This window comes from Microbacterium sp. JB110 (genome assembly GCF_003335195.1).
Taxonomy (GTDB): domain Bacteria; phylum Actinomycetota; class Actinomycetes; order Actinomycetales; family Microbacteriaceae; genus Microbacterium.
The window spans coordinates 543,425-559,766 of record NZ_QPGM01000001.1 but is presented as its reverse complement, the minus strand read 5'-3'; the positions used below and the strand labels follow the sequence as shown (position 1 = coordinate 559,766).

Annotated in this window: 17 protein-coding genes; 14 read left to right on the top strand and 3 right to left on the bottom strand. The window is 68.6% G+C overall.

Features of this window, described 5'->3' with window-relative positions; translation table 11 throughout:
- Positions 1-92: 92 nt before the first annotated feature.
- The 11 genes from CIK77_RS02640 to CIK77_RS02590 all read left to right on the top strand — a co-directional run bounded on the left by CIK77_RS02640 (position 93) and on the right by CIK77_RS02590 (position 11,799).
- A complete protein-coding gene (locus CIK77_RS02640; RefSeq protein WP_087055267.1) occupies positions 93-1,211 on the top strand; it encodes a thiamine pyrophosphate-dependent dehydrogenase E1 component subunit alpha in 1,119 nt (372 codons plus the stop codon).
- Complete coding sequence (locus tag CIK77_RS02635) at positions 1,208-2,224, top strand: alpha-ketoacid dehydrogenase subunit beta (protein ID WP_087055268.1); 1,017 nt, start codon at positions 1,208-1,210, stop codon at positions 2,222-2,224. The genes CIK77_RS02640 and CIK77_RS02635 overlap by 4 nt, the downstream gene beginning before the upstream one ends.
- Positions 2,221-3,474 carry a dihydrolipoamide acetyltransferase family protein gene (locus CIK77_RS02630; protein ID WP_087055269.1) on the top strand — a complete coding sequence of 418 codons (1,254 nt, stop codon included), beginning with the start codon at positions 2,221-2,223 and terminating at the stop codon, positions 3,472-3,474. Before CIK77_RS02635 ends, CIK77_RS02630 begins: the two co-directional genes overlap by 4 nt.
- A gap of 15 nt (positions 3,475-3,489) precedes the next feature.
- A complete protein-coding gene (locus CIK77_RS02625; protein WP_087055270.1) occupies positions 3,490-5,097 on the top strand; it encodes a carboxyl transferase domain-containing protein in 1,608 nt (535 codons plus the stop codon).
- A gap of 6 nt (positions 5,098-5,103) precedes the next feature.
- The gene (locus tag CIK77_RS02620; protein WP_087055271.1) at positions 5,104-7,080 is read left to right on the top strand and encodes an acetyl/propionyl/methylcrotonyl-CoA carboxylase subunit alpha; all 1,977 of its coding nucleotides are present in this window, start codon (positions 5,104-5,106) and stop codon (positions 7,078-7,080) included.
- Entirely contained in the window at positions 7,077-7,580 is a 504-nt protein-coding gene (locus tag CIK77_RS02615; RefSeq protein WP_087055272.1) for a MaoC family dehydratase, read from the top strand. The genes CIK77_RS02620 and CIK77_RS02615 overlap by 4 nt, the downstream gene beginning before the upstream one ends.
- Positions 7,577-8,404 carry an HpcH/HpaI aldolase/citrate lyase family protein gene (locus CIK77_RS02610; RefSeq protein WP_087055273.1) on the top strand — a complete coding sequence of 276 codons (828 nt, stop codon included), beginning with the start codon at positions 7,577-7,579 and terminating at the stop codon, positions 8,402-8,404. Before CIK77_RS02615 ends, CIK77_RS02610 begins: the two co-directional genes overlap by 4 nt.
- Before the next feature lie 56 nt (positions 8,405-8,460).
- The gene (locus CIK77_RS02605; RefSeq protein ID WP_249268658.1) at positions 8,461-9,627 is read left to right on the top strand and encodes an acyl-CoA dehydrogenase family protein; all 1,167 of its coding nucleotides are present in this window, start codon (positions 8,461-8,463) and stop codon (positions 9,625-9,627) included.
- 136 nt (positions 9,628-9,763) lie between these two features.
- The gene (locus CIK77_RS02600; RefSeq protein WP_249268615.1) at positions 9,764-10,687 is read left to right on the top strand and encodes an ABC transporter ATP-binding protein; all 924 of its coding nucleotides are present in this window, start codon (positions 9,764-9,766) and stop codon (positions 10,685-10,687) included.
- Complete coding sequence (locus tag CIK77_RS02595; RefSeq protein ID WP_087055275.1) at positions 10,684-11,571, top strand: ABC transporter permease; 888 nt, start codon at positions 10,684-10,686, stop codon at positions 11,569-11,571. Before CIK77_RS02600 ends, CIK77_RS02595 begins: the two co-directional genes overlap by 4 nt.
- 6 nt (positions 11,572-11,577) lie before the next feature.
- Entirely contained in the window at positions 11,578-11,799 is a 222-nt protein-coding gene (locus CIK77_RS02590) for a helix-turn-helix transcriptional regulator (RefSeq protein WP_087055276.1), read from the top strand.
- 2 nt (positions 11,800-11,801) lie between these two features.
- Here CIK77_RS02590 and CIK77_RS02585 read toward each other — a convergent pair whose 3' ends face one another.
- Together CIK77_RS02585 and CIK77_RS02580 are read right to left on the bottom strand one after the other, a co-directional pair.
- A complete protein-coding gene (locus tag CIK77_RS02585; RefSeq protein ID WP_087055277.1) occupies positions 11,802-12,095 on the bottom strand; it encodes a transcriptional regulator in 294 nt (97 codons plus the stop codon).
- Positions 12,095-12,994, bottom strand: coding sequence for a hypothetical protein (locus CIK77_RS02580; protein ID WP_140403539.1), 900 nt, complete (start codon positions 12,992-12,994; stop codon positions 12,095-12,097). Before CIK77_RS02580 ends, CIK77_RS02585 begins: the two co-directional genes overlap by 1 nt.
- Before the next feature lie 133 nt (positions 12,995-13,127).
- Here CIK77_RS02580 and CIK77_RS02575 point away from each other — a divergent pair, with 133 nt between their 5' ends.
- The 3 genes from CIK77_RS02575 (at position 13,128) to CIK77_RS02565 (ending at position 15,352) form a co-directional block, all read left to right on the top strand.
- Positions 13,128-13,469 (top strand): histone-like nucleoid-structuring protein Lsr2, encoded by a 342-nt coding sequence (locus tag CIK77_RS02575; protein WP_170934157.1) that lies wholly within the window; start codon positions 13,128-13,130, stop codon positions 13,467-13,469.
- 94 nt (positions 13,470-13,563) lie between these two features.
- Positions 13,564-14,427, top strand: coding sequence for a siderophore-interacting protein (locus tag CIK77_RS02570; protein ID WP_087055280.1), 864 nt, complete (start codon positions 13,564-13,566; stop codon positions 14,425-14,427).
- Between the two features lie 91 nt (positions 14,428-14,518).
- A complete protein-coding gene (locus tag CIK77_RS02565) occupies positions 14,519-15,352 on the top strand; it encodes an undecaprenyl-diphosphate phosphatase (protein WP_087055281.1) in 834 nt (277 codons plus the stop codon).
- 116 nt (positions 15,353-15,468) lie between these two features.
- Here CIK77_RS02565 and CIK77_RS02560 read toward each other — a convergent pair whose 3' ends face one another.
- A complete protein-coding gene (locus tag CIK77_RS02560) occupies positions 15,469-16,326 on the bottom strand; it encodes a PAC2 family protein (protein WP_249268616.1) in 858 nt (285 codons plus the stop codon).
- Positions 16,327-16,342 lie beyond the last annotated feature (16 nt).

Here is a 16,342-nt window from a genome sequence, read left to right as displayed (position 1 = left end):
CGATGTGAGCGGGCAGGCGTAGCCTGACGACAAGCCCACACCAGGGCTCGACGCAGCGCCCACAAGGTGCACCGGAACGAGGAGGTTCCACGATGTCGACCGCTGTACCCGCTCCATCCGCCGAACTCGCGGCGGGACTCGACAGGCCGCTCGCAGTCCTGCATCCGGACGGCTCCCGGCACGCGGACGCTGTTCTCGACGCGTACCTCACCGACGTCGACGAGACGATGCTCACCGACTTCTACGTCGATATGTCGATCGCGCGACGCGTCGACCGAGAAGCGTTCACCCTCACCCGCCAGGGCAGTCTCGTGCTCTGGCCGCCGCTGCTCGGCCAAGAGGCGGCGCAGATCGGCTCCTGCCGTGCGCTGCGCGACACCGACTTCCTCTTCGGGTCCTACCGGGAGCACGCCATCGCCGTGATGCGCGGCGTCGACCCGGCAGGGCTTCTCGCGGTGTGGCAGGGCAACACCCTCTCCGGATGGGACCCGTACTCCCATCACCTCGCGACCCCGCAGATCATCATCGGAGCGCAGACGCTGCACGCGACCGGCTACGCCATGGCGACTCGGATCGACGGCGCCGACGACGTGGCGATCGCCTATCTGGGTGACGGCGCGATCAGCGAGGGCGACACGAACGAGGCGATGGTCTTCGCCAGCACGTTCAGCGCACCCGTGGTGTTCTTCTGCCAGAACAACCAGTACGCCATCTCCGAGCCGGTGCGCGTGCAGTCCGGCTCCCCGCTCGCGCTTCGCCCGACGGGCTTCGGCATCCCTGCTCTGCGCGTCGACGGCAACGACGTGCTCGCGGTTCTCGCCGCGACGCGCATCGCGGTCGAGCGGGCGCGCACCGGTGGCGGCCCGACGTTCGTCGAGGCGGTGACGTACCGGATGGGCCCGCACACCACGACCGACGACCCGACCCGCTACCGCGAGGATGAAGAAGCTGCGGAGTGGAGCGCGAAGGACCCGATCGTCCGACTCGAGCGGCACCTCGCGTCGAGCGGCGTCCGGACGGACCGCATTCGCGAGGAGGCACAGGTCCGCTGCGACCAGATCGCAAGAGACATGCGCGACGCCGTCGCAGAGGCGCACACCCCGGAAGCCGCCACCATCTTCGACCACGTGCACGCGGTTCCGACGCAGCGTGTCGAGCGGCAGCGCGCCGAGCACATCGCCTTCGTCGCCAGCGTCGAGGGGGAGTCATGACCGAGCAGCTGGCACTCGGTGCGGCCATTGGTCGTGCTCTCGGCGACGCCCTCGACGCCGAGGAAAAGACCGTGCTGATGGGCGAGGACATCGGCCGGCTCGGCGGCGTCTTCCGCGTCACCGACGGCCTGCAGGCGCGTTTCGGAAAGGCGCGCGTCATCGATTCGCCGCTCGCCGAGTCGGCCATCGTCGGCACCGCTGTGGGGATGGCTTATCGGGGGTACCGCCCGGTCGTGGAGATCCAGTTCGACGGGTTCGTCTACCCGGCCTTCGACCAGATCGTCACGCAGGTCGCCCGTCTGCGCTACCGGACGAAGGGGCAGGTGCGGATGCCGCTCACGATCCGGATGCCGTACGGCGGGAGCATCGGATCGGTCGAGCATCATTCGGAGTCTCCTGAGTCGTACTTCGCACACACGGCCGGCCTGCGTGTGGTGACGGCGTCGAGCCCGCAGGAGGCGTATTCGACGATGCGCGCCGCGATCGCGAGCGATGACCCTGTGATGTTCCTCGAGCCGAAGTCGAAGTACTGGACGAAAGGCGACGTCGACACCACGCTCGAGCGCGACCTCGACACGGCAGCGGTGCTCACCAGAGGTCGCGACATCACCGTCGCCGCCTATGGGCCCGTCATCCGGACAGCGCTCGACGCGTCCATTGCCGCATCCGACGAGGGCATCGAACTGGAGGTCATCGACCTCCGGTCGATCTCGCCGCTCGACGTCGACACCGTCGTGGCGAGCGTCGAACGCACCGGCCGGCTCGTCGTCGCGCACGAGGCTCCCGCCGAGGCCTCCGTGTCGAGCGAACTGATCACAAGCGTCGTGGAGCGCGCTTTCGGCGCCCTGAGGTCCGCGCCAGAGCGTGTGACCGGATACGACACCCCGTACCCGCCGTCCGCGATCGAAGGGGACTATCTGCCGAGCCTCGACCGGATCCTCGATGCCGTCGACCGCGCACTGGGGCGCCGTTCCTCGCGCACAGGCATGGCGCTCACAGGAGGTGTCGGATGACGACGTTCCGCCTGCCCGACCTGGGCGAAGGACTGACCGAGAGCTCGATCGTCGAATGGAAGGTCTCAGAGGGAGACACCGTCGCCGAAGGCGATGTGCTCGCCGAGGTCGAGACGGTGAAGGCCGTGGTCGACCTGCCGAGCCCGTATGCCGGCGTCATCCGTCGGCTCTGCGCGAACGAGGGCGACACCGTCGACGTGGGCGCGCCCATCGTCGAGTACGACGTTCCGGGCGCCGATGATGGCGCGCCGGATGTCGCCAATGGCGACAGGGACACGATGGGCCAGAGCGCGCATGCCGCTCATCATGGCCCGGATGAGAGCAATGACGCACGAACTGCGGCACCGGATGAGCGCGGCAGCGCCCCCGAAGCGGCCGAGGACGCCCCGGAGGAAACTCCCGACGGTGACCGCGTGAGCGTACTGGTCGGATCGGTCAGGGTCGACGGCGGCAGCAGGCCGACGCGTCGCCCGCGCACCTTCGCGCAGGAACCGTTCGTCCGCGAGACCGAGGACGGCGGCACGGCACCGGCAGAACGGAAGTCCCGCCGGGAACGGGTGACCGGGCTGCGCAGACGCACGGCGGAGGCGATGGTCTCCTCCGCGTTCACCGCGCCGCAGGCGGCCTGTTTCCTGCAGGTCGACGTGACGGAGACGATGCGGCTGATTGCCGACCTCGCCGAGCACTCCCGCGATGAGGAGACGCCGACGTTCCTCGCCCTGGCGTCGAGGGCGATCGTCAGCGCGGCACAGCGAACCCCCGGTGTGAACGCGACGTTCCACGCCGACGAGCAGGAGATCGAATACCACGAACGGGTGAACCTCGGCATCGCCGTCTCAACGGACAGGGGCCTTGTGGTGGCGAGCGTCGACGACGCCGATCGGCTTGACGCCATCGGTCTCACGAGCGCGATCGCCGAACGGGCCGCCGCGGCCCGCGACGGCAGCATCGGTCAGGATGCGCTGACGAGTTCGACCCTCACCGTCTCGAACGTCGGCGTGTTCGGCGTCGACGGCGGCATCCCGCTGATCAATCCGGGGCAGTCGGCGATCGTCGCGCTGGGTGCGGTGCGCCGGATGCCGTGGCAGCACCGAGGCGAGATCGTCCTGCGGGAGGTCTGCACGATCACGGTCTCCTTCGACCATCGCGTCATCGACGGCAGGGAGGCGAGCACGTTCCTCCGCGACGTCGGGGCGACGCTGGAACGGCCAGGGCTCGCACTGGCACGGGGGATGACCGCACACGGCTGAGAGGACGGGGCGAGGATGGAGCGACTGACGTCGACGGTCGACGCGCACGGCGAGGCCGGGGCACGGCGTGCCGAAGCGATGCATGCGCTCGTCGATGAGCTGCGCGAGCGACTGGCCGCAACCGCTCTCGGCGGATCGGAGCGCGCCCGCGAGCGCCACGTCGCACGCGGAAAGCTGCTGCCGCGCGAGCGCATCGACCGGCTGATCGACGTCGGCAGCCCGTTTCTCGAGCTGTCGCCGCTCGCGGCGAATGGCTGCTACGACGATGAAGCAGCGGCGGCGGGAATCGTCACCGGAATCGGCGTCGTGTCGGGCAGGCGCTGCATGATCGTCGCGAACGACGCCACCGTCAAAGGCGGTACGTACTACCCGCTCACCGTGAAGAAGCACCTGCGGGCGCAGGAGGTCGCCAGGGAGAACCGCCTGCCGTGCGTGTGTCTCGTCGACTCGGGAGGTGCGTTCCTGCCGCTGCAGGACGAGGTGTTCCCCGACAGGGAGCACTTCGGGCGGATCTTCTACAACCAGGCCACGATGAGCGCAGCAGGCATCCCGCAGATCGCGTGCGTGATGGGCTCGTCGACCGCCGGCGGAGCATACGTGCCAGCCATGAGCGACGAGACGGTGATCGTCGCGCAGCAGGGCACGATCTTCCTCGGCGGACCGCCATTGGTGAAGGCGGCGACGGGCGAGGTCGTGACCGCCGAGGAGCTCGGCGGCGGCGAGCTGCACACTTCCGTCTCCGGCGTCGCCGATCATCTCGCCGACGACGACGAGCATGCGCTGCGCATCGTGCGCGACATCGTCGCGACGCTGCCGCCGAGCCCGGAACCGCCATGGCAGGTCTCGAAACCGCGCGAGCCTGCCGTCGATCCCGAGTCGCTCTGCGCCGTGGTGCCCGCCGACCTGCAGACGCCCTACGAGGTGCGAGAGGTGATCGCCCGCATCGTCGACGACAGCGCCTTCCACGAGTTCAAATCAGGGTTCGGCACGACACTCGTGACGGGATTCGCCACGCTGTACGGTCATCCGGTCGGAATCGTCGCGAACCACGGCGTGCTCTTCAGCGAGAGCGCCCAGAAGGGTGCGCACTTCATCGAGCTCTGCGACCAGCGGGGCATCCCGCTGGTGTTCCTGCAGAACATAACGGGGTTCATGGTCGGCAGCGAGTACGAGCGGGGTGGGATCGCCAAACACGGCGCGAAGATGGTGACTGCGGTCTCGTGCGCGCGTGTGCCGAAGCTCACCGTCGTGATCGGCGGATCCTTCGGAGCGGGCACGTATTCGATGTGCGGCCGTGCCTACGATCCCCGGTTCCTGTGGCTGTGGCCGAACGCGCGAGTCTCGGTGATGGGCGGTCCCCAGGCGGCGAGTGTGCTCTCCACAGTGAAGCGCGAGCAGATCGAATCCGACGGCCGTTCGTGGTCCGCCGACGAGCAGGCGCAGTTCGAAGCGCCGATCCTCGAGCAGTACGAGCGTCAGGGCTCGCCCTACTATTCGACGGCTCGCCTGTGGGACGACGGCGTCATCGACCCCGCCGATACGCGGCGCGTGCTCGGGCTCGCACTCGACGTGGTCGGGCAGGCGCCGCTGCCCGACGTCCGCTACGGCATCTTCCGGATGTGATGGGCGATGTTCGACAGGGTCCTGATCGCGAATCGCGGGGAGATCGCCGTTCGCATCATCCGCACGCTCGACCGGATGGGCGTCGCCTCGGTCGCGGTGCACTCCGACGCGGACGCCGACGCCATGCACGTGCGCGCTGCCACCGTCGCCGTGCGCATCGGGCCCGCCGACCCGCGCCGGTCGTATCTCGACATCGACGCGATCGTCAGGGCCGCCCGCGCGACCGAGTCGGAAGCCGTGCACCCCGGATACGGGTTCCTCGCCGAGAGCGCCGCCTTCGCGCGCGCCTGCAGGGACGCCGGTCTCGTGTTCATCGGGCCCCCGGCCGAGGCGATCGAGACGATGGGCGACAAGATCCGCGCGCGCTCCGCCGTTGAGGCGCGCGGAATCGCGACCGTGCCCGGCATCTCCGAACCCGACCTCGACGATGCGGCACTCATCGCTGGTGCCGCGCGAACCGGGTATCCCGTGCTGGTGAAGCCGTCGCAGGGAGGCGGCGGCAAGGGCATGCACCGCGTCGACGAACCGGCCGCGCTTCCCGACGCCCTGGCGCGGGCGCGCAGGGAGGCGGCCGGTGCCTTCGGCGACGACACGCTGTTCGTCGAGCGCTTCGTCGCGAACCCCCGCCACATCGAGGTGCAGGTGCTCGCCGACCGCGGCGGCGCGGTCATCCACCTCGGCGAACGCGAGTGCTCGCTGCAGCGGCGGCATCAGAAGGTCATCGAGGAGGCGCCGAGCCCGCTGCTCACACCGCAGCAGCGGGAGGAGATCGGGCACGCCGCCTGCGAGACGGCACGCGCCGTCGGGTACGTCGGTGCAGGCACGGTCGAGTTCATCGTCAGCGGAGACGACCCGGGCGAGCCGTTCTTCATGGAGATGAACACGCGCCTGCAGGTCGAGCATCCGGTCACCGAAGCGGTCACCGGTATCGATCTCGTCGAGCAGCAGCTCCGCGTCGCAGCCGGTGAGCCGCTGGCGATCGAGCAGCGTGATGTGTCGATCACCGGGCATGCGGTCGAAGCGCGCATCTACGCGGAAGACCCCGCCCACGACTTCGCGCCCGCCGGCGGCGAGGTGCTCGAGGTCTCGTGGCCCGAGGGAGAGGGCATCAGAGTCGACGCGGGCGTGCAGACCGGAGACACGGTCTCGTCGCACTACGACCCGATGATCGCCAAGGTCATCGCGCACGCGCCGACCCGCGCCGACGCGATCGAGCGCCTCGACCAAGCGCTGGCGGGCACCCGCGTGCTCGGCGTGACGACGAACACGGCCTTTCTGCAGGCACTGATCGCTGAGCCGGCCGTGCGCGCCGGCGACCTCGACACCGGCCTCATCGACCGCGAGGTCGAGCGCCTCGCTCGGAGGGATGTTCCGGATGCGGTGCTCGCGCAGGCCGGGCTGGCGCTGATCGAGCGCGCCGCCGGCGGGGTGCGGGCGTGGCAGTCAGACGGATGGCGCGTGGGCGGGCCGGTCGGTGCGTCGGTGCGGCTGCGCGATGAGGATTCCATTGCCATCGTCACGCGTTTCGGCACCGTCACGCCGACAGGCGGCGATCGCGTCGGACGCGGGGCTCGTCGTGTCGAGGTCCGCGTGGCGCGGGAGCGCGGGCACAGCATGATCCGCGAGCTCGAGCATCCGGCGGGCCTTCGTGCGACGCCCGATGGCGACGTGTGGCTCGCCGACTCATCCGGTGTCTGGCTCGTCGAGCAGGCCCGCCCTGCCGCGAGGCGCAGCGGGGGATCTGCTCCGACGCTCGCCTCACCGATGCCTGGCGCCGTCGTCGCCGTGCATGTGACCGACGGCGATGAGGTGGTGCAGGGTGCGGCCATCGTGAGCGTCGAGGCGATGAAGATGGAGCACGTGCTGCGCGCCCCGTCGGCGGGCGTCGTGCACGTGGCGACGACGGTGGGGGAACAGGTGGCGCGTGGGCAGGAGCTCGCCACGGTGACGCCCGTCGCACCGGCAGCCGAGGAGGAGAGATGACCGCTCATTCTGGTGCACAGCGACGCGTGACGCAGCGTGGGCTGTGGTTCGACGAGTTCGAGGACGGCGTCGTGTACGAGCACAGGCCGGGCCGCACCGTCACCGAGGCCGACGACGTGCTGTTCACCACGATGACGATGAACACGCAGGCACTGCACCTCGACGCGCACTGGGCGGCGCAGACGGAATTCGGCGAGCGCCTCGTCAACTCGATGTTCACTCTCGCCACGATCGTCGGGATGTCCACGGGGCAGCTCACGAACGGCACGATCGTCGCGAATCTCGGCTTCTCGGAGATCTCGTTCCCGCACCCGATGACGCACGGCGACACCCTGTACGGCGAGACGCGCGTGATCGGCAAGCGGCCGTCGGCCTCCCGGCCGGGTCAGGGCATCGTGACCCTCGAGCACACCGGCTGCAATCAGCACGGCGTCATCGTCGCTCGTGCCGTGCGCACCGTGCTCATGCAGGGGCGCCCGGAGACGGGAGCGGCGCAATGAGCTTCTCGATGGGGCCGGCGCTGCTGTTCTGTCCTGGCGACCGTCCCGACCGCTTCGCGAAGGCGGCCGACCGCGCCGATGCGGTCATCCTCGACCTCGAGGACGCTGTCGCGCTCGACGCGAAATCCGCTGCGCGCGAGGCCGTCGCAGAATCGCGCCTGGATCCCGCCCGCACGATCGTCCGTCTCAACGCGGCAGGCACCGAGCATCTCACGGCCGATCTCGACGCTCTGGCACGGTCGTCGTATCGCACCGTCATGCTCGCCAAGACCGAGTCGCGCGACGAGATCGACCTTCTCGGAGACCTCGACATCATCGCGCTCTGCGAGACGGCGAAGGGCGTCGTGAATGCCCAGCAGATCGCTGCCCACGACCGGGTGGTCGCGCTGATGTGGGGCGCGGAGGACCTCATCGCGTCGATGGGCGGCACGTCCAGTCGCGACGAGTCGGGGGCATATCGCGCCGTTGCGATTCACGCGCGTTCGCGTGTGCTGCTGGCAGCCGCAGCCGCAGACAAGGCCGCGATCGACGCGATCTGCACGGACATCGCCGACCTCGTTGGCTGCCACGCGGAAGCAGACGACGCCGCAGCGAGCGGCTTCTGGGCCAAGGCGGCCATCCATCCGGCGCACAGCGCCCCGATCCGTGCGGCGTTCGCGCCGAGTGACGACCTGCTCGACTGGGCGCGCCGCGTGCTCCGCGAGGCGGAAGGGCGCGGCGGGGTGTTCCCGTTCGAAGGTCGGATGGTGGACGAGCCCGTGCTCACGCATGCGCGCAGCATCCTCGCGCGCACCGGTAACGGGGCCATCAGCCCCGATCAGTGAAGGAGACGCAGATGTCGGTGATCGCACCAGTGACAACGCCCGTCGAGGGCACCGAGATGCTCGAACCCGAGCTGCAGGGCCTGGCGCATCAGGTGCGCGAGTTCGCCGACGAGGTCGTCGCGCCCGCCGCCTACGAGTACGACACCCAACGCCGGCTGCCGATCGAGATCATCCGGCAGATGGGCGAGATGGGGCTGTTCGGCCTGCCGCTGCCGCTGGAGTACGGCGGTCAGGGAAAGACCTACCTGCACCTGTGCGTCGCCGTCGAACAGCTCGCGCGCGTCGACCAGTCGATCGCGGTCACGCTCGAAGCAGGTCTCGGGCTCGGCGCGATGCCGATCTTCCGCTTCGGCACTCCGGAGCAGAAGGAGACCTACCTGCCGTCGCTCGCGCGCGGGGAGGCGCTTGCGGCCTTCGGACTGACGGAGGCCGAAGCGGGCTCGGACGCCGGTGGAACGAAGACGACCGCGACGCTCGAGGACGGCTGGTGGCGGATCGACGGCACGAAGCAGTTCATCACGAATTCCGGGACGCCGATCACCAGCGTCGTGACGGTCACTGCCGTCACGGGTGAGAAGACGGACGGGGCGGGACGCACGCGTCCTGAGCTGTCGTCGATCATCGTGCCCGTGCCGATCGCAGGGTTCACGGCGCTGCCCGCCTACGACAAGGTCGGCTGGCACACCTCGGATACCCATCCGCTCGTGTTCGACGGAGTGCGCGTGCCGGAGGGCAACCTGCTGGGGGAGCGCGGCAAGGGCTTCGCCAACTTCCTCAGCGTGCTCGACGAAGGGCGCGTCGCATTTGCCGCGCTGTGCGTCGGCGCCGCCCAGGGGTGCCTCGAACAGGCCGTCGCCCGCGCCAAGCAACGCGAGGTGTTCGGCCGTGCGATCGGCGACAACCAGCACATCGCGTTCACGATCGCGCGGATGCAGTCGCGCGTCGCCGCCGCCCGCGCCGTCATGCACGACGCCGCACACCGCATCGACGCGGGAATGCCGTTCACGAAGCAGGCTTCGCTGGCAAAGCTCATCGGGTCGGAGACGGCCGTCGCGAACGCGCAGGACGCAACTCAGATATGGGGCGGCTACGGCTTCCTGAACGAGAACGCCGTCGCACGGCACTACCGCGACGCCCGCATCCTCACCCTCGGCGAGGGGTCGACGGAGGTGCAGCTGGGCGTCATCGCCCGCAGCCTCGGCTTCGAGCACGCCTTCGGGTAGTGCCCGGGACGGTGATGCGCTTCTCCCACCTCACGGTCCCCGTCGATCGGAAGAATCCCGTCAGATAGTGCGTAGGTCCACGCCGATATGTAGTATGAGTGCTACATTCCATAACTGATGTCTGGTGAGGTGGGCAGTGAACACAGCGCAATCGACCCCGCGCGGCGCGCCGATCGTCTCCGTGTCCGACCTGCGCATGACGTACGGCGACAAGACGGTGCTCGATGGCGTCGACCTGGAGATCCGTGAGGACGAGATCGTAGCGATGCTCGGTCCGAACGGAGCGGGAAAGAGCACGACCATCGAGATCCTGGAGGGGTTCCGCACACCCTCATCCGGCACCGTCTCGGTACTCGGCGCAGATCCTTCTCGAGGCGACGACGGATGGCGGTCGCAGATCGGCATCGTGCTGCAGGCATCGAGCGACCACGGCAAGTGGCGGCCGCGGCAGCTGCTCCGCCACCTGTCCGACTACTACCGTCCGTATGTCGATCCCTGGTCAGTCGATGAGCTGCTGGACATCGTCGGCCTGACGGAGCAGGCGAATCAGAAGCTGCAGACTCTTTCCGGTGGTCAGCGCCGCCGTCTCGATGTGGCGCTCGCCGTCATCGGGCGACCGTCCCTGCTGTTCCTGGACGAACCGACCACTGGCTTCGATCCTCGCGCGAGGCGTGACTTCCATGACCTCGTGCACCGCCTCAGCGATATGGAGGGCGTCACGATCATGCTGACCACCCACGACCTCGCCGAGGCGGAGGCGCTGGCCAGTCGCATCGTCATCCTGGCGGGCGGTCGCATCATCGCCGATGGGTCGCCGCTGGAGCTCACCAGCGCCGTGTCGCGCACCGCCGAGATCAGTTGGGTGACCGGTCAGCAGCGTCACCTGCACGCCGCGGAGGATTCCACGCAGTTCGTTCGCGAGCTGCTCACGCATGATCACGAGGTCACCGATCTGCAGATCAAGCGGGCGACGCTCGAGGAAGCGTATCTCTCGCTCGTCGAGCAGTTCGAGGCCGGACGAGAACTGGCAGCAACGCCTTTCGAGGAGGTCGAGCGATGAGCACCACCATCCAGCGGCGGACGCCGAGAACGAACGCGACGGCGAACGCCTACCGCACCGGACTGCGGCGCGGACTGATCTCCGCACGTATCCAGCTGACCACACCGGCCGAGATCATCGGGACGGTCGTCACGACGGCCATCATGATCGTCGCGCTCGTACTGATGTCGCAAGCGAGCTTCGCCGGGTCGCCCGTCGATCTCGGCGCGATGGGGCTGCCGGGAGTGATCGCGATGGGTGTGGTGTTCGGCAGCACGATGGGCATCATCGGCGTGCTCTCGATGGACCGCACGAACGGCACACTGCTGCGGTCGAAGTCCGTTCCGGGAGGGACGACGGGGTATCTCGTGGGCGAGATCACGGCCAACATGCTGGCGAACATCGTCTCCGCGGCGGTCATGCTGGTCGTCGGCCTCATCCTCTTCGCGGGTCTGGAGTTCGCTTCCCCGCTGCGGTGGCTCCTGTTCGTCGCCGTGCTCGTACTCGGCATGATCTCGACGATGTCGATCGGTGCCGTGCTCGGCGCGCTGATCTCCAATCCGAAGCACATGCCTCTGGTGATGCTGCCGCTCCTTGTTCTGATCGGGATCTCGGGAATCTTCTACCCTCTCGTGGCGCTGCCCGGGTGGGTGCAGGGCATCGCACAGGCGTTCCCGCTGTACTGGTACGGCCTGGGATTGCGCGCCTCGCTGCTGCCCGATGCGGCGAGCGCCGTCGAGATCGCCGGTTCCTGGCGCCTGGAATGGGTGTTCATCGTGCTCGCCATCTGGGCGGCGCTGGCGCTGGCAGTGGCCCCGAAGCTGCTGAGCCGGATGGCGCGGCGCGAATCCGGATCGACGCTCGCCGCACGTCGTCGCGATGTGCAGCAGCAATGGGGAGTGTAGGTCGGCGTGGCAGAGACGGTTCACAATCGCATCGCGATGCTGCGCGCCGAGCGCAACGTGTCGCGGCGCGAGCTCGCCGATGCGCTCGGTGTGCACTACCAGACGATCGGCTATCTGGAACGCGGCGAATACAGCCCCAGCCTGTACGTGGCGCTGCGCATCGCCGCGTACTTCGAGGTGTCCGTGGAGGTGCTGTTCTCGACCGAGCCGTTCCCGCGCATCGGGTGAGGCTACTCGCCGGCGATGGCGCGGAGTGCGGCGACGTGGTCGGCGTAGGCGCGTTCTCCGTACGCGGTGATCGATATCCAGGTGCGCGGGCGGGAGCCGACGTAGCCCTTGGTGATGCGGACGTAGTTCGTTCGGGCCAGGTGAGCGATTGCCTTGCTCAGGGATGAGTCGTCGGCTTCGAGCAGGTCGCGCAGGATGCCGAACTCGATGTCGGCGTCGCGGCGCAGCGCGGCCATCAGCGAGAACCGGATCGGCGTCTGGAACGCCGGATCGAGCCGGTGGCGAGGGTGCGGCATCATTCTTCCGCTCTGCGGGTCGTCGGCAGGAACGCGGCGACGATGAGGAGAGAGGCAACGATGACGCCGGCAGCGATGCCCGACGTGGGACCGACGACCGTTGTGAAGGCGCGCAGGATCACGGTCGTGACGACGAGTGTCGTGCAGATTCCGAATGCGGTCCATTGCGGAGTGCCCCACAGGTAGCCCATGCGGTGCGGGCCGAAGCCGGATCCGCGGGCCGCCAATGACGCAATGGCGGCGACGACAACGGATGCAGAGCCCAGCAGTGAGAGTGATGCGCCCACGACGGAGTCGATGCCGATGCCGATGCAAGCCGTCATCAGGCCGAGCACCGCTGCAAGGCCGATCGTCGTGATCCGGACGGGGCGGTCCAGCCGAAGTTCACGGCGTGCCGTCGCCGGGGCAGGGCTCGCGCGCATCACCTGCAGAAGGCTGACAGGCAGAGTGAGAGCGACCATGGCGGACGTCGCCACCACAGCAATCCACCATGGCATCACAAGATCTGCGAGGCTCGCCACCATCGAGGCGGCGACAGTGCACGCGCCGATGCCTATTGCGAGCCAGGCCATGGCAGAGGTCTTCCGCGAGCGCACGCGGAAGCGCTCTTTGGCGCCCTCGAGCACGGGGTTGCCTGTCACGGTCAGGATGATGAGCGCAAAGATGCTCGGCTGCAGCACCTCAGACCCATCGGCGCTCGCTGCAGAGAATACGAGCGCGATCGCCCCTAGTTGGATGACCGCCGCCAGTTCGGTCCACATCTTCAGCACCGCGTACGCCCTCGGCGGCTCCAGTGAATCGGTGCGGTCGCGCAGTCTGTCGCGCTCGGCCAGCTGCCGTGCCGCGTCGTCAGGCCCCTCGACCTGCGCTATCGGCTCTCCCATCCACTCGCTTGCCATGTGGAAAGTATGGTCAGGATAGAAACTGATGGCAAGGGTCGCTGCGCGAATCGGGCCCATCGATGTGTACCCCGCCGCACACGCGTGGCGCGCCATGAGCGTTCGGTGGGGGAGCGCCACTAGCCTTGCCGGTATGGCGACACGCACGGTGGAGAAGGTTCTCGACGACCTCGACGGCACCGAGCTCTCCTCGGCGGTGGCGGAACGGGTCGCTCTGTCGTTGGACGGTGAGGCGTACGAACTCGATCTGTCTCCGCGCAACGCCCGCGCGCTGCGCGACGCGCTGGAGCCGTACATCCGGGCCGCTCATCGCGCGCACGCGGAACGGGAGCGCAGCGAGTACCGGGTGACGAACCTCGCGCGCGCTGTGCCGCTCGCCGAGGTGCGCCGGTGGGCCGCGGCCAACGGCTACGACTTCTCCGCGCGGGGCGCCGTGCCCAAACACGTGCGGGAAGCGTACGACGCCGCGCACTGAGCACGGTGGGTCGGCGCGACGCGGAGCAGAAAGGGGAGCGCCGCGCTGAGGTTAGGTGAGGCTATCGTAAGGTATCCATGGTTGGATGGACGGGATGACTGACAAGCCAGCCGGCCCACGCCGCCGCACGCCGTACGTGTTCGAGGTCGTTCGCGCCGAGGCGGTGAGCCCGCACATGGTGCGCGTGCACTTCGGCGGCCCCGGCGTCGACGCATTCATCACGGGACTCGACGAGAAGAACGCGCGCTCGACCGAGAAGTACGTCAAGCTGCTCTTCGCTCGCCCTGAGCTGGGCCTGGAGCACCCGTACGACATGGAGGTGCTGCGCGAGACTCTCTCCCCGCAGGACATGCCCTCCCGGCGCACCTACACCATCCGGTCGATTGACGAGTCGGAGCGCACCATGGCGATCGACTTCGTCGTGCACGGCGATGAGGGTCTTGCCGGGCCGTGGGCGGCGAACGCGCAGCCGGGCGATCTCGTCACCCTCACCGGTCCGGGCGGCATGTACGCCCCGGCACCGGATGTCGATGAGCACCTCTTCTTCGGTGATGACTCGGCGATTCCCGCGATCTCTGCCGCGATCGAATCGCTCGACCAGGACGCGAAGGGGCTGGCGATCATCGAGGTCGGCTCCGCGGCGGACGAGATCTCGTTCGACGCGCCGGATGGCGTCGCGGTGCGCTGGCTGCACCGAGACGGCGCACACTACGGCGAGGCGCTGGTGGCGGCCGTCGAGGCGCTCCAGGCGCCGTCGACGTCCGTCGACGTCTTCGCCCACGGTGAGCGCGAGGCGATGAAGCGGCTGCGCCCGCTGATCAACAAGGAATGGGGAATCCACCGCTCTCGGCTGTCGCTGTCGGCGTACTGGGCATACGGGCGCGCCGAGGACACGTTCCAGGCAGAGAAGCAGACACCGGCGGGCCAGATCTTCGAGCCGGAGCCCGCGCAGGGCTGATCCGGGGGCTCTCAGGACCGGCGCGGGTGCCAGCGGGTAGCGTTTGCTCGGGCGCGGCCGCGCCTGCGCATGCCGACCCGAAAGAGAGCACGTGAACTTCTTCGAGGCCATCATTCTCGGGCTCGTGCAGGGGCTGACCGAGTTCCTGCCGATCTCATCGAGTGCGCACCTGCGCATCGTCGGCGAGTTCCTGCCGTCGCACGTCGACCCAGGCGCGACCTTCACCGCCATCACGCAGATCGGCACGGAGCTCGCCGTGCTGGTGTTCTTCGCGGGCAAGATCGGCCGCATCATCAAGCAGTGGTTCCTCGCACTGATCGGCAAGGTGCCTCGGAACGATCCGGATGCCAGGATGGGCTGGCTGGTGATCCTCGGGTCGATCCCCATCTGCATTCTGGGCTTCACCCTGCAGGAGTACATCCGCGATGTGTTCCGCAACCTCTGGCTGGTCGCCGCGGTGCTGATCGTGTTCGGCATCATCCTCGGCGTCGTCGACCGGATGGCCTCCCGCGCTCGTGCGATGGACGACGTCACATATCCGCACGGCCTCACCATCGGCGTCGCGCAGGCTCTCGCGCTGGTCCCCGGCGTCTCGCGCTCGGGAGCGACGACCACGGCTGCTCGCGCGCTCGGCTACAACCGGGTCGCCGCAGCGGAGTTCGCCTTCCTGCTCGCCGTACCCGCCGTGATGGGGTCGGGGCTCTATGAGCTCCAGCACGGTCTCGAGGAAGGCGGCGCCGGCCCCTACGGCTGGGGCGGAGTCATCGCCGCGACCGTCGTCGCCGGAATCGTCGGCTGGGTCGTCATCGCCTACCTGATGCGCTACCTCAAGCGCGGCAGCTTCCTGCCGTTCGTGATCTACCGCGTCGTGCTCGGCGGCGTGGTGATGGTGCTGCTCGGCGCCGGGGTGCTCTCACCGCTCTGACGCCCGTCAGACCTTCTGATCGGGTTCTGCGAGCGTCGGCCGCCAGACCGAGGAGGAGCGCGCACTTCTGGTGCGCCGACGACGAGAACGCCGCGGACGGCGTGCGCAGGGCCCGATCAGCGGTGGCCTTTGCCGCGGTCGTCCCGGTTGAGGTATTTCTCGAAGGCGCGCGCGATCGCGTCTCCTGAAGCCTCGGGCGCGTCGACGGTGTCGCGGTTCTCCTCGAGCAGCCGGATGTATTCGCGCATCTCCTCGTCCTCGGCCGCCGCGGCGTCGATCGACGCCTCCCATGCGGCCGCCTCGGTGTGCAGCGACCCGTGCGGCACCGATGCGCGGGTGAGCAGCTCCAGCCGTTCGATAAGGGCGAGCGTCGCCTTGGGAGACGGTGCCTGGCTCGCCACGTAGTGCGGAACACTCGCCCACAGGGATGCGGTCGGAAGCCCGGCGGTCTCGGCAGCGTCCTGCAGCACGGAGAGGATCCCCACCGGCCCCTCGTACGTCGCTGCGGTGAGTGCCAGGTCCTCGCTGACGGCGTGATTATCGCTCGTGGCCGAGATCGCGATCGGTCTCGTATGCGGCACGTCCGACATCATCGAGCCGAGTGTGACGAGCCCGGTGACGTCCTCGCGCAGAGCCACATCGATGAACTCCGCGACGAACGCCCGCCATGCGCGGGCCGGCTCCACACCGGTGAGCAGCCACAGCTCCGGACCATCGCTCGACGCCGTCGGGCGGTACAGCGTCGCCTCCGGCCACTCCAGGCCGCGCGAACCGTCCGCCTTCGTCTTCAGGTTCGGGCGCGTGTACTGATAGTCGAAGTACAGCTCCGGATCGACGGAGGACACGGGCTCGTAGGCGCCGTTCTGGCGGAGCTGTTCGACCGCACCGGACGCGGCCTCGCCCGCGTCGTTCCATCCGTCGAACGCCGCCACGATGATGCGGCTGCCGAACGTCGACTCCGAGCTTTTCGTCACTGCGCTCCTCCCGACC